We start from the raw sequence: 25,301 nt of genomic DNA, 5'->3' as shown, positions 1-25,301 counted from the left end.
ACATGTGTGGCATCGCAGGCACGTACCGGTGGCCGGACGGGAAGGCCGTCACCGACCGGCTCACCGAGACCCTCGCCCACCGCGGTCCGGACGGGAGCGGCCGGTACAGCCGCCCCGTGGGGGACGGCGAAGTGCACCTCGGACACCGCCGGCTGGCCATCGTCGACCTGTCCGGGACCGGGGCCCAGCCGATGGTCTCGGACGGTCTCGCCCTGACGTACAACGGCGAGCTGTACAACGCGCCCGAGCTGCGTGCCGAACTGGCCGCCGCCGGGGCGCGCTTCCGCGGCACCTCGGACACCGAGGTGCTGCTGGCGGCCTGGCGGCACTGGGGCACCGACTGCCTGCCCCGGCTGCGCGGCATGTTCGCGTTCGGGATCTTCGACGAGCGCAGCGGCGACCTGGTGCTCGCCCGCGACCAGCTCGGCATCAAGCCGCTGTTCCTGCTCCGCCGCGGTACGGGCCTGGTGTTCGCCTCGGAACTGAAGGCACTGGCGGCCGTGACCGGCGGCTCGCTCCAGGTGGACCCCGCGGCGCTGGTCGCCTCGCTGCTGTACTACTGGGTGCCGGACTCGCGCTGCGCCTTCCGCGAAGCGGAGAAGCTGCCGCCGGGGAGCTGGCTCAGGTGCCGGCCGGACGGCCGGGTGCAGCGCGGCCGGTTCTGGCATCTGAAGGACGTCGCCGCCGAGGGCCGGGAGCGGGCCCGCAGCGGTGAGCGGCCCGATCTGGCCGCGATCGTCGAGGAGTCGACCCGGCGGCATCTGCTCTCCGACGTGCCCGTGGCGACCTTCCTCTCCGGCGGTCTCGACTCCAGCTTCCTGACCGCGCTGGCGGCCCGGCACCGGCCCGGGATCTCCGCGTACACGATCGGGTTCCGCGCCGAGGACGCCAGGTTCGAGGCGATGCCGGACGACCTGCGCCACGCCCGGGCGGTGGCCCGGCGGTTCGGCGTCGACCTGCACGAGATCGAGATCGCCCCGGACGTACTCGACCTGCTGCCGCGGATGACGTACCACCTCGACGAGCCGATCGGCGACCCGGCCGCGATCAACACCTTCCTGATCTGCTCGGCCGCCCGGGAGGCCGGGGTCAAGGTGATGCTCTCGGGGATGGGCGCCGACGAACTGTTCGCCGGTTACCGCAAGCACCTCGCCAACCTGATCGCGCTGCGCTACCAGCGCGTCCCGGCGCCCCTGCGGCGCGGGGTGGCCGCGGCCGTGAACCGGCTGCCGGTCGCGACGGCCCGCCGCGGCTACCGGTCGGTGCGCTTCGCGCAGCGGTTCCTCTCCTTCGCCGAGCTGCCGGAAGAGACCGCGTTCCGGCGCAGCTACACCATGTACGACCGGGACGAACTGCTCGCCCTGATCGATCCGGACCTGGCCGGGACGGTCGAGGACGTGCTCACCGAGCACGCGGACGTCTACCGGGACAACGACCTCGACGACTTCGTCAACCGCATGTGCCTGGGCGACGCCCGGATGTTCCTGCCGGGCCTGAACCTCGCCTACACGGACCGGTCGAGCATGGCCGCGTCCACCGAGGTGCGGGTGCCGTACGTGGACGTCGACGTGGTCGAGGCGGCGTTCACCGTGCCCGGCGACCGCAAGATCGTCGGACGGCAGGGCAAGGCCGTCCTCAAGGAGGCCGCCGCCACGGTCCTGCCCCGGGAGGTCGTCTACCGGCCCAAGGGGCTCTTCAGCGCCCCGCTGCGGGCCTGGATGAGCCGGGACCTGGCACCGCTCGTGCGCGAGGTGGTGCACGACGGCGTGCTCGTCCGTTCCGGGTTCCTGCGCCGTGACGCGCTGGCGCGGCTCGTCGCGGAGGACGCCGCCGGGCGGCGGGACTTCTCCAAGCATCTGTGGCACGTGCTGACACTCGAGTACTGGTATCGCGGCGCGACCTCTGGGGAGTTCGGGTGAAACAGGTTGTTCAGAACTACAAGAGCGGTGAGCTGGCGCTGCTGGACGTGCCGGCGCCCGGATGCAGACCGGGCGGGGTGCTGGTACGGACCGCCTACTCGCTGATCTCCACCGGGACCGAGCTGATGAAGGTGTCCGAGGCCGGCATGTCGATGCTGGGCAAGGCCCGTTCCCGGCCGGACCAGGTGGCCAAGGTGGTGCAGAGCGTGGCCGCCAACGGGGTGCCCGCGACGTACCGCAAGGTGATGGGCAAGCTGGACTCGTACACGCCGCTGGGCTATTCGCTGTGCGGGGTCGTCGAGCAGGCCGGTGCCGGGATCGACGAGGTCAAGCCCGGCGACCTCGTGGCCTGCGCCGGCAACGAGCACGCGCTGCACGCCGAGCTGAACTGGGTGCCGAAGAACCTCTACGCCCCCGTGCCCGGCGGTCTCGCGCCGCGGCACGCGGCCTTCGGTACCGTCGGGTCGATCGCGCTGCAGGGCGTCCGCCGCGGCGAACCGCAGCTCGGCGACGTGGCGCTGGTCGTCGGCCTCGGGCTGATCGGGCAGCTCGTGGTGCAGTTGCTGGCCGCCACGGGGGTCCGCGTGGTGGGGGCGGACCCCGATCCGGTGCGCCGCGACCTCGCCGCCCGGCTGGGCGCCGCGGCCTGCGGCGATCCCGGGTCCGCCGCCCTGGACGCCGCCGTCGCCGAACTCACCGGCGGTCACGGTGTGGACCAGGTGTACCTGGCCGCCGCCGGCGGCGGTAACCAGCCCGTCGAGCTGGCCGCCCGGCTGAGCCGGGACCGCGGCCGGGTGGTCGACATCGGCAAGTGCCGCCTGGACCTGCCGTGGAACGCGTACTACGAGAAGGAGCTGGACGTCCGGTTCTCCCGCTCGTACGGACCGGGGCGATACGACCCGGAGTACGAACTGGAGGGACGGGACTACCCGATCGGCTACGTGCGCTGGACCGAGCGCCGCAACCTGGCCTGCTTCCTCGATCTCCTCGCCCGCGGTCGCGTCGACGTGGAGCCCCTGGTCTCCCACGTCGCCGACTTCGGTGACGCCGTCGAGACGTACCGGCGCCTGAAGGACGGCGGCCTCAAGGCCGTGGCCGTGCTGTTCCGCTACCCCGGGCATGCGGGCGACACGGCGCCACCGGCGCCGGCCGTGCCCGCGGTGCGCGCACGACGCGACGGCGCGGTGCCCGCCCCCGCCCGGCCCGCCGGAACGCCCGTGCGGCTCGCGTTCGTCGGCGCGGGGAACTACGCGACGTCGATGCTGCTGCCGCACCTGGCGCGGCGCGACGGCGTCGAGCTGTCCTCGGTCGTCACCACGACGGCGCTGTCCGCGGTCAACGCGCAGCGGAAGTTCGGCTTCGCCGAGGCGACCACCGATCTCGACGCCGTGCTCGAAGACCCCTCCGTCGACGCGGTGTTCGTCGTCACCCGGCACAGCTCGCACGCCGACCTGACCGTGAGGGCGCTGCTCGCCGGCAAGGCGGTGTTCGTCGAGAAGCCGCTGGCCCTGACCGAGGACGAGCTGGCCGCTGTGCTCGCGGCGGTGGACGAGTCCGGCAACGACCGGCTCCAGGTGGGCTTCAACCGCAGGTTCGCGCCGCTGCTGCGCGAGGCCCGGAAGCAGTTCGGCGTCCGCAGCGGCCCCGCGAGCCTTCGCTACCTGGTCAACGCGGGCCGGCTGGAGAAGGGCAGTTGGTACCTCCGGCAGGAGACCGAGGGCTCGCGGTTCGCCGGCGAGGGCGGACACTTCATCGACACGGCGAGCTGGCTGCTCGGCGCCGATCCCGTCTCGGTGCACGCGGACACCCCGCCCGGCGGCGAACACCTCCAGGCCGTGCTGCGCTACCCGGACGGATCCACCGCCACCCTCAGCTACGTCACCACAGGCCCGCCCGGCTTCCCCAAGGAGACGCTGGACCTGGTCGCCGACGGCAAGGTGCTGCGGCTCGACGACTTCGTCCGCGCCGCGGTCTACGACGGACGCCGCAAGCGGTGGGTCGGCTCCCGGTTGCCGCGGGCCCGGGACAAGGGCCAGCGGGCAGAACTGGACGCGTTCCTCACCGCCGTACGGACCGGCGGCCCGATGCCGGTGCCGCTCGACTCGCTGGTCGCCACCACGGCGGCCACTCTCGCCGTGCCGGCCGGCCTCGCCGGCGGCGCCCCGGTGACGCTGGCGAGGGCGCGATGACGGGGATCGCGGGCGGTGCGGGCTGGTATCTCCGGCGGCTGTCCCGGATGGGGCCGCGGGAGGTCGGCGGCCGGGTGGGCGACGCGGTACGCAGACGGCGGTGGCGGTCGGCGCCGCCGGAGCCGCCGCGGGTGACGGGGGCCCGGTTCACCGCCGTACTGCCCGCCGGGACGCTCGCCGCCGTGCCCCCGGACGCCGTGAAACGTCTCCTCGCCGAGGCGGACCGGCTGATGGACGGGCGCGCCGAGTTCTTCGGGGTGGCCCGCGACGACCTCGCCGACCCGGACTGGTGGTACGACCCGAGGACCGGGCGCCGGGCTCCGTCGCGTCACGCCTTCGACGTGCCGTACCGGGACGAGGCGGAAGTCGGGGACATCAAGCAGATCTGGGAGCCGTCCCGGCACCAGTACCTCACCGTGCTGGCCGCCGCGTACGCGATCACCGGGAACGACCGGTACGCCGAGCGGGTCGCGGCACATCTGCGGTCGTGGTGGGCGGCCAACCCGCCGCTCATCGGCGTGCACTGGACCAGCGGCATCGAGCTGGGCATCCGGCTGCTGTCCTGGGTGTGGATACGCCGGCTGCTCGACGGCTGGCCGGGCGCGGCCGGGCTGTTCGAGGAGGACCCGGCGGCGCTGCACCAGATCTGGCACCACCAGCGCTGGCTGGCCGGCTTCCCCAGCCGGGGGTCCTCGGCGAACAACCACGCCATCGCGGAGGCCGCCGGGCAGTTCGCCGCGGCCTGCGCCTTCGGGTGGTTCCCCGCCTCGGCGCGCTGGCGGGCCGGCGCGCTCACCTCGCTGGAGCGCGGGCTGCGCGCCAACACCTTCGACTCCGGCCTCAACCGCGAGCTGGCCACCGAATACCACGGACTGGTACTGGAACTCGGCCTGGCCGCGGTGGCCGAGGCGGATGCCGCGGGCGTGCACGTACCCGCGCCCCTCCGGCTGGTGCTGCTGCGGATGACCGACGCGCTCGCGGCCGTCGTGGACGACCGGCTGCGGCCGCCGCGCCAGGGGGATGCGGACGACGGGCACGGACTGGTCGTCGACGGGGCGGGCACCGACCGCTGGGCCTCGCTGCTGGCCACCGGGGACGCCGTGTTCGGCCGGCTCGCCTGGTGGCCGGCGGTGCCGGCAACCGACGTCCGTACCCCGCTGCTGGCCGCGCTCCTCCGGAAGGAGGCCGCACCGGAAGCGGCCCGCCCGGCGAGCCGGCCGGCGCACCTCGCCGACGCGGGGCTCACCGTCCTGCGCGGTCCCGGCGGGATCTGGTGCCGCTGCGACGGCGGCCCGCACGGCTTCCTGTCCATCGCCGCGCACGCCCACGCGGACGCCCTGTCCGTGGAGGTCCGGCACGACGGGGTCGACGTGCTCGCCGACCCGGGGACGTTCTGCTACCACGGACAGCCCGAGTGGCGGCAGTACTTCCGGTCCACCCTCGCCCACAACACCCTGCGGATGGGCGGCGCCGACCAGTCCGTCTCCGGCGGCCCGTTCCTGTGGACCCGGCATGCCCGCACCCGCGTCCTGGTCGCGGACGCCTCCGGTACGGGGACGGCCCGCTGGTGCGCCGAGCACGACGGCTACGGGCGCTCCGTCCACCGCCGCCGGGTGGAGCTGACCGGCGCGAGCCGGGAGCTGCGGGTGGTCGACGAGGTGTACGGCCCGCGCCGGGCCGTGCAGTTGGCGTTCCATCTCGGCCCGGCGATCACCGCGGACCTGGTGGGGAGCAGGGCGGTACTCACCTGGACCCGGGACGGCGAGGACCGCTCCGCGGTGCTCGATCTGCCCGGGCGACTGCGCTGGCGCGCGCATCGCGGCGAGACGGAACCGCCGCTCGGCTGGTACTCGGCCGGCTTCGGGCGCAAGGAGCCCACCACCACCCTGGTCGGCTCCGACCCCGCCGACGGCACCGCGCCGGCGGGGGAGTTCACCACCGTACTCACGTTCCGCGGCTAGGGAGGACGCGCGGTGATCAAGTGGCGGGCACGGGCGTGGTCGGTGGCGCCGCTGGCGCTGGTCCTGCTGGCGTCGGGCTGCGAGGAGAGCCCGGACGCCCGGGAGGAGCCGAGCGCCGCGCCGTCGTCCACGTCCGTGGCCCGGGTGTGCGCCAGGCCCGCGCCCGGACCCGAACGGGCGCCGGCGGGCGCGGTGACGGTCGACCCCGCGGTGGTCGGTGAGCTGGCGGCGAAGACCGCGAGCAGCCCTCCGGACACCACTTTCTGGCTGCGACCGGGCGCGCACCGGCTGGAGCCGGACCGCTACGCCCAGGTCGTCCCCAAGGAGGGAAACACCTACCTCGGTGCGCCGGGCGCGGTGCTCGACGGCCGCAGGACCAACCAGTACGCCTTCGGCGGTGAGGCCCCCGACGTCACCATCCGCCACCTGACCGTGCGGGGCTTCGTCGCGCCGCACAACGAGGGCGTGGTCAACCACGACTCGGCCGACGGGTGGGTGATCGAGCACGCGACGATACGGAACAACTCAGGCGCCGGGCTGATGGCCGGTGCCCGCCAGCAGGTCCGCGCCAGTTGCCTGCGCGACAACGGCCAGTACGGCATGAACGCCTACCAGGCCGGCGACGGCATCCGCGACCTGGTGGTCGAGGGCAACGAGATCACGGGCAACAACACCGGCGACTGGGAGCGGCGCAGGCCGGGCTGCGGCTGCACCGGAGGGGTGAAGTTCTGGGCCGTCGACGGCGCCGACATACGCGGCAACTGGGTGCACGACAACCGCGGCACCGGGTTGTGGGCGGACAACAACAACAACGACTTCCGCATCGAGGACAACGTGCTGGAGGCCAACGACGGTGCCGCGCTGATGTACGAGACCAGCTACAACGCGGTCATCAGGAACAACGTGATCCGGCGGAACAACTGGGCCGAGGGCCGCAAGAACGCCGACCGCGGCGACGACTTCCCGTACGCCGCCGTCTACGTGTCCGAGTCCGGGGGCGAACCACGGATCCCGGCCCGTACCGACAAGATCGAGATCTACCGGAACGTGCTGGAGGACAACTGGTCCGGGATCACCCTGTGGGAGAACGCCGACCGGTTCTGCAACAGCCCGGCCAACACCTCGACCGGTGAATGCACGTTGCTGGTGCCGGACACCGACCGCTGCGAACGGCCGGCGATCGCCACCGCACCGCTCTACGCCGACTGCCGGTGGAAGACCCAGCGGGTCGATATCCACGACAACCGCTTCGTGCTGGACCCGTCGGTCGTCGAGTGCACGGAGGCGTGCGGGCGCATGGCGGTGCTCGCCAACTACGGCACCTACCCGGACTGGTCGCCGTACAAGGGCCGGCGGGTGGCCGAGGCGATCACCGGCAAGCAGCACAACCGCTGGCACGGCAACACCTACCGCGGGCCGTGGAGCTTCGTCGCCGGGGACCAGGGCCGGGTGCTCGACTTCGTGCAGTGGCAGGGCATGCCGTACCGGCAGGACACGGGCAGCACCCTCGACCCGCGGGCCGGTGGCTGAGATGAGCGGGGACGTGACGTACGGGGGGCCGCCGGGCGGGCCGGACGCGACGGGCACGCCGCCCGGCGCCGCACCGCGTCCCGCCCGTACACCGAGGACCGTCGGGATCGCCTGGGGGCTGCTGGGCCTCAACACCCTGGGCTCCGCCGGGGCCGAGACCATCGTCTCCCTGCCCCGCTCCCTCATCCAGATGGTCACCATGGGCGCGCTGGTCGCCGCGTTCGCGCTGGCGCTGGCGGTCAACCTCCGGCTGCGTATCCGGCCCAGCGCCTTCGTGTCGCTGCTCACCCTGCTGCTGGTTCCCAGCGTGATTTCCAGCGTGGACCTGGAGTCCGGGTTCGGCGCGCTGTTCCGCTGCTCCCGGCTGGCTCTCTTCGTCGGCACGCTGTGGCTGCTCAGCCGCTGGTGGGACGGCGGCTTCACGTTCGTCCGGAGCCACATCCGGATGTACTACGCGGTGCTCGGGTCGGTCGCCGCAGGTCTGGCCGTCTCGCCGGGGACGGCCATGCCCGACCTCTACGGCGGGCGGCTGGTCGGCGCGTGGTGGCCGCTCACCCCGCCGCAGATCGGACAGTACGCCGCGGTGATCATCGGGCTGACCGCGCTGCTCGCGCTGGGCCGCAGGACCACCGGGGCGGGCGCGGCGGTGGTCATCGTGCCCGCGGGCGTCCTGCTGGCGCTCAGCCACACCCGGACGGCGACGGTCGGCCTGCTCGTCGGGCTGACCCTGGCGATCGGCTCGCTCCTCCTGACCAGCGCCGCCGCCCGCCGGTTCTTCGCCTGGACGGTGCTGTGCGCCGCGGTGGCAACGGTGTGGCTCGCCTCGGCGGTGCAGTCGTGGTTCCTGCGCGGCCAGAGCCAGGAGAACTTCTCCAGCCTCACCGGCCGGGCCAAGGTCTGGGACGCCCTGCTGGCGGCGCCCCGGACGACCTCGGAGCGGCTGTTCGGCACGGGCCTGGGCGACAAGTCGTACGACGGGCTGCCGATCGACAACAGCTGGCTCGCCGTCTACCACGAGCAGGGTCTGACCGGCACCGCCATCGTGGCGGCGATCATCGCGGTGCTCGGCGGCGTCGCGCTGCTGCGGCCGCCGTCGCTGCCGAGGGCCTGCGCGATCTTCCTGATCAGTTACTGCGCGATCTCGTCGTACACCGAGGCCGGTCTCGGGGACGCCTCGCCGTACCTGCTGCACCTGGCCGTGGCCGCCTCGCTGCTGGCGGCACCCCCCGCGGCAACGCCCCTTCCTGCGGACCCCGTGTCCCGACGTCGGGTCCCGCGCTGGGCCCGGGAGCGGAGATGACCATGCATGTCTTCGTGGTGCACAACCGCTACGTCTCGGCGCAGCCGAGCGGGGAGAACCGGGTCGTCGACCAGGAGGTGGGGCTGCTGCGCGCGGCCGGCCACCGGGTCGAGGTGTTCGAGCGGCGCAGCGACGACATCGCCTCCCGGTCCCTGCTGGGCAAGGCCGCGGTGCCGCTGCTGGTGCCGTGGAACCCGGCGGTCCGCGCGGAGCTGACCGACCGGCTGCGTGCCGAGCGGCCGGACGTGGTGCACGTCCACAACGTCTTCCCGCTCCTGTCGCCCGCGGTGCTGGCCGCCTGCGCCGCCGCGGGCGTGCCCGCCGTCGCCACGCTGCACAACTACACCCAGATCTGCCCGCCCGGCACACTGCGGCGGGACGGCCGGCTGTGCACCGAGTGCGTCGCATCGACGCCGCTGCCCGCCGTCCGGCACGGCTGCTACCGCAACTCCCGGCTGGCGACGGTGCCGCTCGCGGTCAGTCTGTCGGTCAACCGGCGCCGGTGGTGGTCGGGCGTGGAGCGGTTCTTCTGCATCTCCGCGGCGCAGCGCGACGTCCTGGTGCGCTCCGGCATGCCCCCCGGGCGGCTGGCGGTGAAGCACAACTTCGTCCCCGACCCCGGTGCCCGCAGGGCCGGAGCGGGCGAGCATCTGCTCTTCCTCGGCCGGCTCGCGGAGGCCAAGGGCATACGGCTGCTCATGACCGCGTGGGACGAGATCGCCGCGAGCGGCGGTGTGGGCGTGCCGCTCGTCATCGCCGGCTCGGGACCGCTGGAGGGGGAGGTGACCGCCTGGGCGGCGGGCCGCAAGGACGTGCGGTACGTCGGTCTGTACGACCCGCAGGAGTGCCGGCGGGCCGTGGCACGGTCGGTCGCCGTGGTGGCGCCCTCGCTGGCCCTGGAGACGTTCGGTCTGGTGGTCGTGGAGGCGATGGCCGCGGGAGTCCCGGCGGTGGCCGCCGGTCACGCCTCCTTCGTCGAACTCGTCGAGGACGGGGTGACGGGGCTGCTGCACCGGCCGGGCGATTCCGCCTCGCTCGCGTCCTGCGTGCGCCGTATCGCCGACGATGCCGACCGCAACCGGGAGATGGGCCGGGCGGCCCGGCGCCGCTACGAGCAGGGCTTCAGCCCCGAAGTCGGGCTGGAGCGACTGGTGGAGGAGTACCGCACCGCGATCGCGGGCCGGTCAGCGCTGACTCGCGGCGGGGACACCCGCCCGGGCAGGGGGGATGGGGAGAGCAGATGACACGATGCCGACTCTGCGGCTCGGAAGCGATGGAGAGCGTCGTCGATCTCGGCGCGACACCACCGTGCGAGAGCTTTCTCGCCGCGGACCAACTCGACCTGCCGGAACCGGCGTACCCGCTGCACCTGCGGGTCTGCACCGACTGCTGGCTGGCGCAGATCCCGCCGCTGATCACGCCGGAGGACACGTTCAGGGAGTACGCGTACTTCTCGTCGTACTCGACCTCCTGGGTGGAGCACGCGCGCACGTTCGTCGCCGACGCCGTACGGCGTCTCGACCTCCGCGGCGGCGAGAAGGGCGCCTTCGTGGTCGAGGTCGCCAGCAACGACGGGTATCTGCTGCGGCACGTGGTGGACCGCGGGATCCGCTGCCTGGGCATCGAGCCGTCGGTCAACGTCGGCGCCGCGGCGCGGGACGCCGGTGTGCCCACCCTCACCGCATTCCTGGATCAGGCCACCGGTTCGGCCGTCCGCGCCGAGCACGGCCCGGCCGAGCTGGTCGTGGCCAACAACGTGTACGCGCACATCCCCGACGTGGTCGGGTTCACCCGGGGGCTGCGCGCCCTGGTCGCCGACGACGGCTGGGTCTCCATCGAGGTGCAGCACCTGCTGACCCTGATCGCCGAGAACCAGTACGACACGATCTACCACGAGCACTTCCAGTACTACACGGTCGCCTCCGCGATCCGGGCGCTGGCGAGCGGCGGACTCGCGCTCGTGGACGTCGAACTGCTGCCGACGCACGGCGGCTCCATCCGGCTGTGGGCCCGGCCGGCCGACGCGGCCGGCGAGCCGACCCCCCGGGTGGCCGACGTGCTGGCCCGGGAGAAGGCCGCCGGACTCCAGGAGCTGTCCGGGTACGCCGCGTTCTCCGCCCGGGTGGCCCGGGTGCGCCGGGACCTCCTGCGGTTCCTCGTCGACGCGGCCGAGCGCGGCGAGACGGTCGTCGGCTACGGCGCGCCCGGCAAGGGCAACACCCTGCTCAACCACTGCGGCATCCGGCCCGACCTGCTCCCGTACACGGTCGACCGCAACCCCTACAAACACGGCCGGTTCACCCCCGGCACCCGCATACCGATCCTGCCGCCCGAGCGGATAGCCGCCGACCGGCCCGACTACGTGCTCGTCCTCCCGTGGAACCTGCGGGAGGAACTGGTCGGGCAGCTCTCCTTCGTGCACGACTGGGGCGCCCGGCTGGTCTTTCCCATCCCGGAACTGAGCATTGTCGAGGTCAAGCCATGAAGGTCGTACTGTTCTGCGGCGGCTACGGGCTGCGTATGCGCAGCGGCGCCGCCGACGACATGCCCAAGCCGATGGCGATGGTCGGTCCCCGGCCGCTGATCTGGCATGTCATGCGCTACTACGCGCACTACGGGCACACGGAGTTCATCCTGTGTCTCGGCTACGGGGCGCACCACATCAAGGACTTCTTCCTCAACTACGAGGAGACGGCGTCCAACGACTTCGTGCTGCGCAACGGCCGGGCCGAACTGCTGTCCACCGACATCGCCTCCTGGACGATCACGTTCGCGCAGACCGGCATCGAGTCGCCCATCGGGGAGCGGCTGCGCCGGGTACGGCATCTCCTGGACGGCGACGAGATGTTCCTCGCCAACTACGCCGACGTGCTCACCGACGCCCCGCTGCGGGAGATGACCGACCGGTTCGCCCGGCGCGACGCCGGTGCGTCGATGATGGTGGTGCCGCCGCAGTCCTCGTTCCACTGCGTGGACCTGGGGGAGGACGGCCTGGTGGGGGGCATCACCGCGGTGAGCGAACTGCCGCTGTGGGAGAACGGCGGCTACTTCGTGCTCCGCCAGGAGGTCTTCGACCACATCCCGGAGAACGGCGACCTGGTCGCGGACGGCTGCGCCCGGCTGGCCAAGGACGGCCGGCTGGTGGCGTACCGCCACCGCGGCTTCTGGAAGCCGACCGACACCGTGAAGGAACGGGCCGCGCTCGACGCCGCCTACGCCCGCGGCGACCGTCCGTGGGCCGTGTGGGAACGGGACGGCCAGGGCGCAGGCGTGACCGGCGGCGGGGTCGGCGCCGGCGCGGGGACCGCGTGATCCGGCTCGGGGCCGGGCGCCCGGACCGGATCGCCGCCGTGGGCGCGCACTGCGACGACATCGCCATCGGCGCCGGCGGCACGCTGCTGACGCTGTGTCAGGCTCATCCGGGTATCCGGGTCGACGCCCTGGTGCTCTCCGGCGCCGGCGGTGAGCGGGAGCAGGAGGAGCGGGCCGCGCTCGCCGCCTTCTGCCCGGGGGCCGACCTGCGGCCGGCCGTGCGAGGGCTGCCGGACGGCCGGCTGCCCGCGCACTGGGCGGAGGCCAAGGCCGCGGTCGAGGAGCTGCGCGGCCGGATCGAGCCGGAGCTGGTGCTCGCTCCCCGTACCGACGACGCGCACCAGGACCACCGCGGGCTGGCGCGGTTGGTCACCACCGCGTTTCGCGACCACCTCGTCCTCGGCTACGAGATCGCCAAGTGGGACGGCGACCTCGGCCGGCCGGTCGCGTACCAGCCGCTGTCACCGGAGACCGCGGAGCGCAAGGCGCGGCTGCTGGAGGAGCACTACCCCTCGCAGCACCACCGCCCCTGGTACGACCGGGAAGCCTTCCTCGGCCTTGCGCGGATCCGCGGCATCGAATGCCACGAGCGCTACGCCGAGGCGTTCGCCGTCACCAAACTCACTCTCAACCTGGGGGGTTGAACCGTGCGCGTACTGCTGACCGGACACCAGGGCTATCTGGGCACCGTGATGGCTCCGGTACTCGCGGCCGCCGGACACGAGGTCGCCGGCCTCGACGCCGGCCTGTTCGCCGACTGCGTGCTGGGCCCGCCGCCCGCGGACCCGCCGGGGCGGCGGGTGGACCTGCGCGACGTGAGCGCCGAGCACGTGGCCGGGGTGGACGCCGTGATCCATCTGGCTGCGCTCTCCAACGACCCGCTGGGGTCGCTGGCACCGCAGCTCACCTACGACATCAACCACCACGCCTCGGTGCGGCTGGCCCGGCTCGCCCGTGACGCCGGGGTGAAGCGCTTCCTGTACGCCTCGACCTGCTCGGTCTACGGCGCGGCGGGCGGCGGCGAACTGGTGGGCGAGGACGCCCCGCTGCGCCCCGTGACGCCGTACGCGGAGTCCAAGGTGCGGGTCGAGGACGACCTGCACGCGCTGGCCGACGCCGACTTCAGCCCGGTGTTCCTGCGCAACGCCACCGCCTTCGGCTTCTCGCCGCGGCTGCGCGCCGACATCGTCCTGAACAACCTGGTGGGCCACGCGCTGCTGTCCGGCGAGGTGCTGGTGCTCTCCGACGGCACCCCCTGGCGCCCGCTGGTGCACGCCGCCGACATCGCCCGGGCCTTCACCGCCGCGCTGACGGCGCCGCGGGCGGCGGTGCACGACCGGGCGTTCAACATCGGCAGCGAGATCAACAACGTCACGGTCGCCGAGATCGCCGAGCAGGTCGCCGCGGCGGTGTCCGGCTCGCGCGTGGTGATCACCGGCGAGACCGGAGCCGATCCGCGCTCGTACCGGGTGGACTTCTCCGCCTTCCGCGCCGCCGTACCGGGCTTCGACTGCGACTGGACGGTCAAGCAGGGCGCGCTCGAACTCGCCGACGCCTACCGGGAACACGGGCTGACCCGGGCGGACTTCGACCGGCGCTTCACCCGCCTGGCCGTGCTGCGCGCGGCGACCGGGGCCGGTGCCGTCGACGACACCCTGCGGCGGCGCCCGTGACCGCGGCGGGCGACGCGATGTACGCCCTGGTGGAGCGGCTGTACCCGCTGTGCCGGAGCATCACGGGCGACGGGGTCCGCGCCACCCTGGAGATCGTCGGCGAGTACGTCCCGTTACGGGTGCACGAGGTGCCGACCGGGACGCAGGTGCTCGACTGGACGGTGCCGCAGGAGTGGAACGTCCGGGACGCGTACATCGCGGACGCCGACGGCCGCCGGGTCGTCGACTTCGCCGCGTCCAGCCTGCACGTGCTCGGCTACAGCGTGCCGGTGTCGGCGACCCTGCCGCTGGCCGAGCTGCGCGGACACCTGCACACCCTGCCGGAGCACCCGTCCTGGGTGCCGTACCGCACCAGCTACTACGAGCCGCAGTGGGGATTCTGCCTCGCCCAGGAGACCCTGGACGCGCTGCCGGACGGCGAGTACGAGGTCCTCGTCGACTCCACACTCGCCGACGGCCACCTCACCTACGCCGAGCACGTGGTCCCCGGGCAGGTCGCCGACGAGGTGATCGTCTCCTGCCACGTCTGCCACCCGTCGCTGGCCAACGACAACCTGGCCGGCATCGCGGTGGCGACCCACCTGGCCCGCGCGCTGGGCGAGAGCACGCCGTACTACACGTACCGGTTCCTCTTCGCGCCCGGCACCATCGGGGCGATCACCTGGCTGGCCCGCAACGCGGACCGGGTGGAGCGGGTCAAGCACGGGCTGGTGCTGGCCTGCGCGGGTGACCCGGGCCCGCTGACGTACAAGCGGAGCAGGCGCGGCGACGCGGAGATCGACCGGGTGCTGCGGCATGTGCTGGCCGCCTCTGAACGCCCGCACCGCATCACCGAGTTCACCCCCTACGGTTACGACGAGCGGCAGTTCTGCTCGCCCGGGTTCGACCTCGGCGTGGGCTCGCTGACCCGGACCCCGTACGCCGGCTACCCCGAGTACCACACCTCGGCGGACAACCTCGACTTCGTCTCCGCCGAGGCGATGGCGGACACGCTCGCCGTCTGCCGCGAGGCGTTCGCCGTGCTGGACCGCAACCGGCGGTACCGCAACCTCAGCCCCTACGGCGAGCCGCAGTTGGGCCGGCGCGGGCTGTACGACTCCCTCGGTGGGCGCAGCGACGCCAAGCAGGCCCAGACGGCCATGCTCTGGGTGCTCAACCTCTCCTGCGGGGAGCACAGCCTGCTGGATGTCGCCGAGCGCTCCGGGCTGCCGTTCGACACCGTCGCCGACGCGGCCCGCGCCCTGGAGGGCGCCGGGCTGATCAAGGCGTGACGTCGGTGACCACCGAGGGGGAGAAGACGGCACCGCCCGCCCGGGGCAGCCCCGCCCGGCGGGCCGCCAAGCGGGGCATGGCCGGGCGGCTGTCCTGGGGACTGGCCGACCAGGCGGCCTCCAGCGCGTCCAACTTCCTGGTGGGCATGTACGTCGCCCGCTCGCTCGGGCCGGCCGCCTTCGGCGTGTTCAGCCTGGCCTGGGTGACGTACGGCGTGGTGCTCGGCGTCTCCCGCGGGCTGGCCACCGACCCGCTCGTGGTGCGCTTCAGCGGGGCGCCGGAGGCGTCCTGGCGCACGGCGACGGCCCGGTCGGCGGGCACCGCGCTCGGCGTCGGTGCGGTGTTCGGCACCGCGTGCCTGGTGGCCGGGGCGTGTGCCGGCGGCCACCTGGGCACCGCGTTCGTCTGCCTCGGCGTCGTGCTGCCGGGGCTGTTGCTCCAGGACGCCTGGCGGTTCGCGTTCTTCGCCGCCGGCACCGGGCGCAAGGCGTTCGTCAACGACGTGGTCTGGGGCGTCGCGTGCGTCCCGGGCCTGGTGCTGGCGGCCCGCGCGGGCAGCGTGGCCGGATTCGTGCTCGCCTGGGGCGGGTCGGCGACGGTGGCCGCGGCGTACGGCTGCCTCCAGTCCGGCATCCGGCCCCGCCCGGCCGGCGTGCGCGCGTGGCTGCGCGCGCACCGCGACCTCGGCTACCGGTATCTGGTCGAGAACGTCGGCGTCAGCGGCGCGGCCCAACTGCGGATGTACGGGCTCGGCGCGATCGTCGGGGTCGGCGCGGTGGGCGTGGTCCGCGGTGCCGAACTCCTGCTCGGCCCCTTTCTCGCGGTGCTCATGGGGCTTTCGCTGGTCACCGTCGCGGAGGCGGCCCGGGTGCTGCGGCAGGCCCCGCACCGGCTCGCCGGGTTCTGCCTCCTGCTCGGCGCGGGGCAGGCCGCGGCCGCGCTGCTCTGGGGCGCGGCCCTGCTGCTGGTCCCCGACCATCTCGGCGAACACGTCCTCGGCACCGTCTGGTACCCGGCCTCGGAGCTGATCGTCCCGGCCACCCTCGGCGTCGCGGGCGCGGGCCTCGGCGCCGGCGCGGCGGCCGGGCTGCGCGCGCTCGCCGCGGCCCGGCGCAGCCTGCGCGCCCAGTTGTTCGCCTCCGTGTGCTACGCGGGCGGCGGACTCGGCGGGGCGGCCGCGGCCGGCGCGGTCGGCTCGGCCTGGGGCGTCGCCGCCGCAACCGTCAGCGGCTCCGCGCTGTGGTGGCTGCACCTGCGGTCCGCGCTGCGCGCGCGCCATCGCAACCCGATCCCCGAAGTGAGGACGCCATGACCGCCCGACCCCGGCTGAGCATCGGCCTGCCCGTCCACAACGGCGAGGAATACCTCGCCGAGGCGCTCGACGCCCTGCTCGGCCAGACCTACGAGGACTTCGAACTGGTCGTCTCCGACAACGCCTCGACCGACGCGACGCAGGACATCTGCCGCCGGTACGCCGCGCGGGACTCACGTATCCGCTACCTCCGGCTGCCCCGGAACATCGGCGCCGCGCCGAACCACAACCACGTGTTCACCGAGTGCCGGGGCGAACTCTTCAAATGGGCCTCGCACGACGACCTGTACGCCCGGGACCTGCTGCGGCGCTGCGTCGAGGCGCTGGACGCACGGCCGGACGTGATCCTCGCGCACGCAGACCAGGCGGTCGTCGACGCCGAAGGACGGGTGAAGGTCCCGTACGAGTACGGGCTCGCCACCGCCTCCCCCCATCCGCCGGAGCGGTTCCGCAGCATGCTCTTCGAGCCCGGCGGCGACGACTTCTACGGCGTGATGCGGGCCGATGTGCTGCGCCGCGTGAAGCCGCACGACAGCTATCACCACGCAGACCGCACGTTCGTCGCCGAGATCGGCCTGCACGGGCCGTTCCACCAGGTGCCGGAGCTGCTGTACTTCCGCCGCGACCACCCCACCCGGGCCGAGCGGGCGAATCCGTCCAAGCGCTCCCGGTGCGTCAACCTCGACCCGCGCCGGGCGGGCCCGCTGCACCCGACGCCCCGGCTGCTCGCCGAGTACGTGGCGGGCTTCGTCGCGGCGATCCGGCGGGCGCCGTTGTCGTCTGCCGACCGGCGCGCGTGCTACCGCCACCTGGCGGCCTGGATGGCCGGCCGGGCCCGGCCGGGCGCCGGCGAGCGGGTCGAGGACCGGGCCCCGGTCGACCCCGGCCGGCTCGCCGTCTCCGTCGACGCCCTCGTCGCCGGGCGCGAAGGACACGACGGGCGCGAAGGACATGATCGCCCCGACGGGCGGCCCGCGTGACCCCCGTGTCCGAACCCCCGCTGCGCGTCGGGGTGTTCGGCCTGCTCGGCTCCGGCAACCTCGGCAACGACGGGTCGCTGGAGGCCCTGCTCGGCTACCTCCGCGCCGCGCACCCGGAGGCGGTCGTCGACGCACTGTGCGGCGGCCCCGAGGCCGTCACGACCCGGTACGGGATCCCCGCGACGCGGCTGCACTGGTACCGCGGGGAGTACCGGACCGCGTCGCGCGCGGGTGCGATCGCGGGGAAGGGCCTGGGCAAGCTCGTCGACGCCGTCCGCACCGCCGCCTGGGTGCGCCGGCACGACCTGGTGGTCGTGCCGGGCATGGGCGTCCTGGAGGCCACGCTGCCGCTGCGGCCGTGGGGTTTCCCCTACTCGCTGTTCCTGCTCTGCGCGACCGGCCGGCTGGTCGGCACCCCGGTCGCGCTGGTCGGCGTCGGCGCCGGCGCGATCGGCGCACGGCCGACCCGGGCCCTGGTGCGCTGGTCGGCGCGGCTGGCGGTGTACCGCTCGTACCGCGATGAGCAGTCGCGCGACGCGATGCGGTCGATGGGCGTGGACACCGCGCGCGACGAGGTCTACCCGGACCTCGCCTTCGCCCTGCCCGCACCGCCGGAACGGGGCGTTCCCCGCGCGGAGTCCGCCGCCGAGCCCGGGGCAGTGCCCTTCGCACCACCCGGCCCGGTCTGCGTCGGCGTCATGGCCTTCCACGGCGGCAACGACGACCGCGCCCGGGCGGAGGAGATCCACCGGCGCTACCTCGACGGCACGACCCGGTTCGTCCGTGCTCTCGTCGAGGACGGCCGGCAGGTCCGGCTCCTCACCGGCGACGACGTCGACGCCCCCGTGGTCGCCGCGATCCTGGACGCCGTGGACTCGCCGCTGGTCACCGCCGCAGAAGCGGCCTCGCTGGCCGACCTGATGAAGGAGACGGCCGCCGCCGATGCCGTCGTGGCCACCCGCTACCACAATCTCGTCTGCGCGCTGAGGACCGGCACGCCCACCCTCGCGCTCGGCTACGCGGCGAAGAGCGCCGCGCTCATGGACCTGATGGGCCTGGGCGCGTTCTGCCACCCGGCGCGCGAGGTCGACGCCGACCGGCTGCTCGGCCGGTTCCGGGAGCTGGAGCGGCGGTCGGCGGAGGTGCGGCGCACGCTCGCGCTCCGGAACGCGGCCGTCGCCCGGCGCCTGGAGGACCAGTTCACCGCCCTGACGGCGGTCTTGTTCCCGACGACCGACCACGCCCCGCGGGAGGCTTCATGAAAGCGACCGAGGTCCCGGAGATCGCCGGCGCCTACCTCTTCGAGCCCACTCCGTACGCCGACGAACGCGGCTTCTTCTGCCGCACCTTCGACGCCGACGTGGTCCGCTCGGTGGGCCTCGACCCCGGTGCCTTCGTCCAGGACAGCGTCTCCCGCTCGGCCCGGGGCGTCCTGCGCGGCCTCCACCTGCGCTCCGGCGCGGGGGAGGCGAAGCTCGTGCGGTGCTCGTACGGGCGGATCTTCGACGTCGTCGTGGACCTGCGGGCGGACTCGCCGACCTACCTCGGCCTGGCCTTCTTCGAACTGTCCGGAGAGACGCAGCGGACGCTGTACGTCCCGGCGGGGTGCGCGCACGGCTTCCAGGCGCTGACCGGGACCGCCGACACCGCGTACCGGATCGACCGGCCGCACGATCCGGCGGAGGACGTGACGATCGTCTTCGACGACCCGGAACTCGCCATTCCCTGGCCCTTGCCCGTCACGTCGATGTCCCGGCGGGACCGGGAGGCGCCGCGGCTGGCCGACGTTCTGAAGCAACGGGAAGGGTGAGGTAGGCATGCACACGGAAGAGGGGAAACTGCCCCGGTCCCGGCTGGCGAACGAGCGGCTGCACGCCGTGATCCCGGGGGGCGCGCACACCTACGCCAAGGGCGACGACCAGTACCCGGAAGACCTGGCCCCGGTCATCAGCCGGGGCCGCGGCGCCCACGTGTGGGACGTCGACGGCAACCGCTACATCGAGTACGGCTCCGGGCTGCGGTCGGTCAGCCTCGGCCACGCCCACCCGCGGGTGACCGAGGCGGTGCGGCGCGAACTCGACCGCGGGAGCAACTTCGTCCGGCCCTCGATCCTGGAGGCCGAGGCCGCGGAACGCTTCCTGGCCACGGTGCCGACCGCCGAGATGGTGAAGTTCGCGAAGAACGGCTCCGACGCCACCACCGCCGCGGTGCGCCTGGCCCGCGCCGTCACCGGGCGCCCGCGGGTGGCGATCTGCGCCGACCATCCGTTCTTCTCCGTCGACGACTGGTTCATCGGCACCACACCGCTGTCGGCCGGTGTGCCGGCGGCGACCACCGAGCTGACCGTGGCGTTCCCGTACGGCGATCTGGCCGCCACCGAGGAACTTCTCACCCGGTACCCGGACGAGGTGGCCTGCCTGGTCCTCGAACCCGCCGGCCACACCGAGCCGCCCCCCGGGTACCTCGCGGGTCTGCGCCGACTCGCCGACCGGTACGGATGCGTCCTCGTCTTCGACGAGATGATCACCGGCTTCCGCTGGTCCGAGGCGGGCGCCCAGGGCCTGTACGGCGTGGTCCCCGACCTCTCCACGTTCGGCAAGGCGCTGGGCAACGGCTTCGCCGTCTCCGCGCTGGCCGGGCGCCGCGAGCTGATGGAGCGGGGCGGACTGCGGCACTCCGGCGACCGGGTGTTCCTGCTGTCCACCACGCACGGCGCGGAGACGCACGCGCTGGCCGCGGCGATGGCCGTGCAGAGGGTCTACGTCGAAGAGGGCGCCACCGCACGGCTGCACGCCCTCGGCGAGCGGCTGGCCGCGGGCGTCCGCGACGCCGCGGCCGGCGCGGGCGTCGGCGACCACGTCGTCGTACGGGGCCGGGCCAGCAACCTGGTCTTCGCCACGCTCGACGAGAACGGGCAGCCGTCGCAGCCGTACCGCACCCTGTTCCTGCGTCAGCTCCTGGCGGGCGGGGTGCTGGCGCCGTCGTTCGTGGTGAGCAGCGCGCTGGACGACGCCGCCATCGAGCGCACCGTCGACGTGGTGGGCCGGGCGTGTGCGGTGTACCGCAAGGCGCTGGACGCCGCCGACCCGACGCCCTGGCTGGGCGGCCGGCCGGTGCGGCCGGTCTTCCGCCGCCGGGCGTGACGTGCCGTCAGCGGCGCGCGGCGCGGCCGCCGCCGGCGCGTCCGGCACCCATCCGGTCGGCGGCCAGGTCGACCAGGTGGGCGGTCACCGGTACCACCGCCAGGGCGGCGAACAGGCCGCCGACGACGTCGGTCGGGTAGTGCGCACCCAGGGCGACCTGCGCCCAGCCCATCGCGGTGCCGGCGACCAGTGCCGCGCCGAGTACGAGCAGCGTGCCGGCGCTCCCGCCGCGACGGCGGGAGGTGACGAGCAGCGCCACCGCGAGGGCGATCGCGGTGAAGAACGCGGTGTGCCCGCTCGGGTAGGACAGGTTCCCCCCGTGGATGGTGCGCCCCACCAGGGGCTTGAGCAGCGTCGTCGCCCCCACGGTGACGGCACCGCCGGCCACGGTGACCACCGCGGCGCGCCGTTGTCCGGCCGCCAGACACCAGCTCATGGCGACCACGACCAACGTCGCCGCCCCGGCGGGCTCCCCCCAGAAGTCCACGGCCAGCGCGACACTCCGCCACGGTGCCGCCGCATCCCCCACGGCGGACTGCACCCACCGGTCCACCGCACCGGCCTCACCGCCGCCGGCGACCAGCACCCCGATCGCCGCGACCACCAGCGCGGAAAGGCCCGCGATCACCCCCAGCCACGCACGCATCGACGGGTGGAGCACCGCGGACGCGGCCCGGCCGGTCACCCGCCCACTCCGGCCGGGATCGGCATGCGGCGCTCCGGTAAGAAGTGAGGGAAGCGGAAAAGGACCCCCGAGCGACCCCGGAAGAACCGGCAGACGTCACCCACTCCCGACTCCGTCCCCACCCGGCGTTTCACCGCCCGCCCCAACCCCCCGCCGACGAAGCCCAGTCGGGCCCGACCCTCTCCGGCGACCCTAACCGCCTTCGGACACGCCCCGTGGGTCCGGTGAAGGTTTCGGCCGAACAGCCCTCAACCGGGGCGTGGATCGCGCCTCACCACGCCGGTGCCTCCGCGTGCAGCACCACCACGGCGAGGTCGTCCTCCACCGGTTCGGGGCTGAAGTCGTGGGTGGCCTGGCGGACCCGCTCGGCCACGGCCATCGCGCCCATGCCCGCGCACTCGCGCAGAATGTCGGCAAGGCCGTTCCCGTCGTCGAGGAGCCGCTGACCGTCGCGGCGTTCGGTCACGCCGTCGGTGACGCACAGCAGGGTTTCGCCGGGGGCGAGCCGGAAGGTGTCGGCGCTGAACTCGGCGTCCTCGTCGATGCCGAGCAGCAGTTGGGAGCGGACCACGGAGCCCACTTCCCCTTCGGCGGTCATCCGCAGCGGCAGGGGATGGCCGGCGCTGGCGAGGCGGCACTGGGCGCCGCCCGCGCGCGGGTCGGGGGTCAGCTCCCCGTAGACCATGCTGAGGAAGCGGGGCCGGGCCCCCTCCCCCCTGGCGCTCACCGCTTCCGCGGCGTCCTCCGCCATCATCGCGTTCAGCCAGCGCAGCACGGACTCCACGCCGTGGCCCTCCCGGGCGAGCAGCCTCACCAGGTGGCGGGTCAGACCGGTCACCGACATCGCCTCGACGTCCTTGCCCTGCACATCGCCCAGGAGGAAGCACCAGCGGCCGTCGCCGGTGGGGAAGAGGTCGTAGAAGTCGCCCCCGACGGTCTGCCCGCTGGCGTGGGGCTCATAGACGATCGCCGATTCCATGCCGGGCAGCCTGCCCAGTGTGGACGGGAGCTGCCGGCGCTGGAGGGCCCGGCTGATGCTCGTCTGGCGGGTGTACTGGCGCGCGGTGGCAAGGGCCTGGGCGACCTGGCGGGAGACGTCCTCCACGATGTGCGCCACGGGATCGGTGATCTCGGGCGGGCCGGCCTGCCCGATCAGCAGGGTGCCCCGGTACGTTCCGCCGGAGACCAGGGAGAACGCCAGTGCCGACCCGCCGTCGTCCGTGCCGGCGCTCTGCGGCCACGGCCAGGGGGTCCCCGTGGTCCACAGCTTCGGCGGCGGTGCCTCGGGCTCCAGGTCGCCGCGGAGCGGGCCGATGCGCTGCTCGTCCACGTGCCAGACGTTCGTGAGCCGCATGCCGCCGTCCTCACCGAGCAGCCAGACGGCGCACCAGTCGGCGAGTCGGGGCACCATGAGCTGGGTGGCGAGGGCGGCGACCATGTTCTCGTCGAGTTGTCCGGCCAGCAGCTCGCTGGCCTCGGCGAGCAGCGTCCCGCCGCGGCCGCCCCCGCCGGCCTGGCCGCGGTACTCGGTGCGGGCGAGAGGGTGGGCCAGCTCCGTGGCCTGCAGTTGCTGGTAGAGCACCGGGTTGAGCGAGCCGACCGGCACCTTCGTCTCACCCGGCGTGGGGAGGGCGAGACGGCACCACACCGCCTTCTCGGTGTGCCGGTAGATGACCCCCCACGAGTCGGCAAGGGTCGACACGATCTGGAGTCCCAGACCGCGGCCGGTGCCCGTGCCGTCCGCGGCGCCCGGCACGGTGGCGGTCGGCTGCCGGTCGTAGACCTCGATCCGGGCGCCGGTCAGCGGGGTGTCCGATTCCGGGTCCGTCTCCACCAGGCAGATCAGCTCCATCGAGGTGCCGGCGTGGATGAGCGCGTTGGTGACCAGCTCGCCGGTGAGCAGTGCGGCGTCGTCCGCCAGCTCCTCGGTGCGCGGGCCCGGCGAGGAGGTCGCCAGCGCCCGCTCGGTGATCACGGCTCGCACGAATGCGCGAGCCCGCGCCGGCGACTGCCGGTTTGCCGGGAGTCTGGTACGTACGCCAGGCCCGTCCTGCGCGCCGGGCCTGTCCTCGGAGACGGCCTGCACTGATGGCTCCTGACCGGGTGGCTGCCGGGGCCCGGGTGCGGGACCCGCGACGCCCTCCACGTCCTCATCGTGACAAAATCTAATATAGTAGACAAAAGCCACTTCAGGGTAAGAGGCGGCCCGGAGGGCCCACCGGCTGCAGGGCCATGGACGTGCAGGGATGGGCGCGATGGACGACCGTGAGAAGCAGTCGGTACCCACTGCCGAGCTGCGCCCGCTGCTGACCGCGCTCAGGTCGCTGCGCGACGGTGACTTCTCGGCGCGCCTGCCGGAGGGCGCCGACGGCGTGCTGGGCGAGGTGGCCGAGGCGTTCAACCGGACGGCCGCCCGCAACGAACACCTGGCGTCGGAGGTGCGCCGGGTACGGGGGGTGGTGACACGGAAAGGCGTACTGGACGAGCGCATCTCCGCCAGCACCGGGCTGGGCGACTGGGCCCAGGTCGTGCACGACACGAACGACCTGCTCGACGCGCTGGCCCTGCCGATGACGAACGCCACCCGGGTGCTGGAGGCGGTGGCGGAGGGGGACCTGAACCAGCACATGGAGCTGCGGGTGGGCACCCGGCAGCTCCACGGCGACCTGCGCAGCCTGGGGGTGGGGCTCAACCGTGTGGTGGACCACCTGTCCACCTTCACCGGCGAGGTGATGCGGGTGGCGCACGAGGTGGGCACCGAGGGCCGCCTCGGCGGCCGCGCCAGTGTGCGGGGGCTGTCCGGCTCGTGGCGCGCGGTGACCGAGGCGGTCAACACCATGGCCTCCCGGCTGACCCAGCAGGTGCGCGACATCGCGGCCGTGACCACCGCGGTGGCCAGCGGCGACCTGACCCGCAAGGTGACGGTGGAGACCGCGGGGGAACTGCTGGAGCTGAAGCTCACGGTGAACACGATGGTCGATCAGCTCTCGGCGTTCGCCGACGAGGTCACCCGCGTCGCCCGGGAGGTCGGCACCGACGGCATGCTCGGCGGTCAGGCGCACGTCAGGGACGTGTCGGGGGTGTGGAAGGACCTGACGAACAACGTCAACCTGATGGCGTCCAACCTCACCTCCCAGGTCCGCAACATCGCCCAGGTGACCACGGCCGTGGTGCGCGGCGACCTCAGCCAGAAGATCACGGCGGACGCGCGCGGTGAGATCCGCCAGCTCATGAGCACGGTGAACGCGATGGTGGATCAGCTCTCGGCGTTCGCCGACGAGGTCACCCGCGTCGCCCGGGAGGTCGGCACCGACGGCATGCTCGGCGGTCAGGCGCAGGTGAAGAACGTGTCGGGGGTGTGGAAGGACCTGACGGACAACGTCAACTTCATGGCGTCGAACCTGACGTCGCAGGTGCGGAACATCGCCCAGGTCGCCACCGCGGTCGCCAACGGTGACCTTTCCAAGAAGATCGACGTCGACGCGCGCGGCGAGATCCTGGAACTCAAGACCACCCTCAACACCATGGTGGATCAGCTCTCGGCGTTCTCCTCCGAGGTGACCCGCGTGGCCCGCGAGGTCGGCACCGACGGCAACCTCGGCGGTCAGGCGCAGGTCAGGGATGTGTCGGGGGTGTGGAAGGACCTGACGGACAACGTCAACTTCATGGCGTCGAACCTGACGTCGCAGGTGCGGAACATCGCCCTGGTGACCACCGCGGTCGCCAACGGTGACCTTTCCAAGAAGATCGACGTCGACGCGCGCGGCGAGATCCTGGAACTCAAGACCACCGTGAACAGCATGGTGCAGCAGCTTCGGGACTTCGCGGACGAGGTCACCCGGGTGGCCCGCGAGGTCGGCACGGAGGGAAAGCTCGGCGGCCGGGCCCAGGTACACGGCGTGTCGGGGGTGTGGAAGGACCTGACGGACAACGTCAACTTCATGGCGTCGAACCTGACGTCGCAGGTGCGGAACATCGCCCAGGTCGCCACCGCGGTCGCCAACGGTGACCTTTCCAAGAAGATC

The 25,301-nt window shown here is 73.4% G+C and carries 19 protein-coding genes; 17 read left to right on the top strand and 2 right to left on the bottom strand.

Features of this window, described 5'->3' with window-relative positions:
• Positions 1–2: 2 nt before the first annotated feature.
• From asnB to ABGA99_RS10350, 16 genes are read left to right on the top strand one after another with little or no spacing between them, the layout of a single operon-like run.
• A complete protein-coding gene (asnB, locus tag ABGA99_RS10425) occupies positions 3–1,919 on the top strand; it encodes an asparagine synthase (glutamine-hydrolyzing) (RefSeq protein WP_347577082.1) in 1,917 nt (638 codons plus the stop codon).
• Positions 1,916–4,108, top strand: coding sequence for a bi-domain-containing oxidoreductase (locus ABGA99_RS10420; RefSeq protein WP_347582500.1), 2,193 nt, complete (start codon positions 1,916–1,918; stop codon positions 4,106–4,108). The genes asnB and ABGA99_RS10420 overlap by 4 nt, the downstream gene beginning before the upstream one ends.
• Positions 4,109–4,113: 5 nt before the next feature.
• Positions 4,114–6,069: an alginate lyase family protein gene (locus tag ABGA99_RS10415; RefSeq protein ID WP_347582582.1), complete on the top strand. Its 1,956-nt coding sequence runs from the start codon at positions 4,114–4,116 to the stop codon at positions 6,067–6,069.
• 12 nt (positions 6,070–6,081) lie between these two features.
• A complete protein-coding gene (locus ABGA99_RS10410) occupies positions 6,082–7,599 on the top strand; it encodes a right-handed parallel beta-helix repeat-containing protein (RefSeq protein ID WP_347582499.1) in 1,518 nt (505 codons plus the stop codon).
• 1 nt (position 7,600) lies between these two features.
• Positions 7,601–8,899: an O-antigen ligase domain-containing protein gene (locus tag ABGA99_RS10405; protein WP_347582498.1), complete on the top strand. Its 1,299-nt coding sequence runs from the start codon at positions 7,601–7,603 to the stop codon at positions 8,897–8,899.
• A gap of 2 nt (positions 8,900–8,901) precedes the next feature.
• Positions 8,902–10,143 carry a glycosyltransferase gene (locus ABGA99_RS10400; RefSeq protein WP_347577285.1) on the top strand — a complete coding sequence of 414 codons (1,242 nt, stop codon included), beginning with the start codon at positions 8,902–8,904 and terminating at the stop codon, positions 10,141–10,143.
• Positions 10,140–11,384, top strand: coding sequence for a class I SAM-dependent methyltransferase (locus ABGA99_RS10395; protein WP_347577078.1), 1,245 nt, complete (start codon positions 10,140–10,142; stop codon positions 11,382–11,384). The genes ABGA99_RS10400 and ABGA99_RS10395 overlap by 4 nt, the downstream gene beginning before the upstream one ends.
• Positions 11,381–12,211: a glucose-1-phosphate cytidylyltransferase gene (locus ABGA99_RS10390; protein ID WP_347577077.1), complete on the top strand. Its 831-nt coding sequence runs from the start codon at positions 11,381–11,383 to the stop codon at positions 12,209–12,211. Before ABGA99_RS10395 ends, ABGA99_RS10390 begins: the two co-directional genes overlap by 4 nt.
• Positions 12,208–12,855 (top strand): PIG-L deacetylase family protein, encoded by a 648-nt coding sequence (locus ABGA99_RS10385; protein WP_347582497.1) that lies wholly within the window; start codon positions 12,208–12,210, stop codon positions 12,853–12,855. Before ABGA99_RS10390 ends, ABGA99_RS10385 begins: the two co-directional genes overlap by 4 nt.
• Before the next feature lie 3 nt (positions 12,856–12,858).
• Positions 12,859–13,884 (top strand): SDR family oxidoreductase, encoded by a 1,026-nt coding sequence (locus tag ABGA99_RS10380; RefSeq protein ID WP_347577075.1) that lies wholly within the window; start codon positions 12,859–12,861, stop codon positions 13,882–13,884.
• A gap of 17 nt (positions 13,885–13,901) precedes the next feature.
• Positions 13,902–15,155 carry a DUF4910 domain-containing protein gene (locus ABGA99_RS10375; protein WP_347582581.1) on the top strand — a complete coding sequence of 418 codons (1,254 nt, stop codon included), beginning with the start codon at positions 13,902–13,904 and terminating at the stop codon, positions 15,153–15,155.
• Positions 15,152–16,468, top strand: coding sequence for a hypothetical protein (locus ABGA99_RS10370; protein ID WP_347577074.1), 1,317 nt, complete (start codon positions 15,152–15,154; stop codon positions 16,466–16,468). The genes ABGA99_RS10375 and ABGA99_RS10370 overlap by 4 nt, the downstream gene beginning before the upstream one ends.
• Positions 16,465–17,448: a glycosyltransferase family 2 protein gene (locus ABGA99_RS10365; RefSeq protein WP_347582496.1), complete on the top strand. Its 984-nt coding sequence runs from the start codon at positions 16,465–16,467 to the stop codon at positions 17,446–17,448. The genes ABGA99_RS10370 and ABGA99_RS10365 overlap by 4 nt, the downstream gene beginning before the upstream one ends.
• The gene (locus ABGA99_RS10360; protein ID WP_347577072.1) at positions 17,445–18,710 is read left to right on the top strand and encodes a polysaccharide pyruvyl transferase family protein; all 1,266 of its coding nucleotides are present in this window, start codon (positions 17,445–17,447) and stop codon (positions 18,708–18,710) included. Before ABGA99_RS10365 ends, ABGA99_RS10360 begins: the two co-directional genes overlap by 4 nt.
• Positions 18,707–19,258, top strand: coding sequence for a dTDP-4-dehydrorhamnose 3,5-epimerase family protein (locus tag ABGA99_RS10355; protein WP_347577071.1), 552 nt, complete (start codon positions 18,707–18,709; stop codon positions 19,256–19,258). The genes ABGA99_RS10360 and ABGA99_RS10355 overlap by 4 nt, the downstream gene beginning before the upstream one ends.
• Before the next feature lie 7 nt (positions 19,259–19,265).
• The gene (locus ABGA99_RS10350; RefSeq protein ID WP_347582495.1) at positions 19,266–20,591 is read left to right on the top strand and encodes a glutamate-1-semialdehyde 2,1-aminomutase; all 1,326 of its coding nucleotides are present in this window, start codon (positions 19,266–19,268) and stop codon (positions 20,589–20,591) included.
• A gap of 7 nt (positions 20,592–20,598) precedes the next feature.
• On the opposite strand, the gene ABGA99_RS10345 is transcribed toward ABGA99_RS10350, so the two are convergent.
• Both ABGA99_RS10345 and ABGA99_RS10340 read right to left on the bottom strand, forming a co-directional pair.
• Positions 20,599–21,276: a phosphatase PAP2 family protein gene (locus ABGA99_RS10345; RefSeq protein WP_347582494.1), complete on the bottom strand. Its 678-nt coding sequence runs from the start codon at positions 21,274–21,276 to the stop codon at positions 20,599–20,601.
• A gap of 271 nt (positions 21,277–21,547) precedes the next feature.
• Complete coding sequence (locus ABGA99_RS10340; protein ID WP_347577068.1) at positions 21,548–23,362, bottom strand: SpoIIE family protein phosphatase; 1,815 nt, start codon at positions 23,360–23,362, stop codon at positions 21,548–21,550.
• A 169-nt stretch (positions 23,363–23,531) separates the two neighbouring features.
• Here ABGA99_RS10340 and ABGA99_RS10335 point away from each other — a divergent pair.
• On the top strand, positions 23,532–25,301 hold a 1,770-nt coding region (locus ABGA99_RS10335; protein ID WP_347582493.1), incomplete at its 3' end, for a HAMP domain-containing protein.

It is taken from the genome of Streptomyces sp. B5E4 (assembly GCF_039871555.1).
GTDB lineage: Bacteria > Actinomycetota > Actinomycetes > Streptomycetales > Streptomycetaceae > Streptomyces.
The sequence above is the reverse complement of the archived record's forward strand: the minus strand, read 5'-3'. Positions and strand labels throughout refer to the sequence as shown.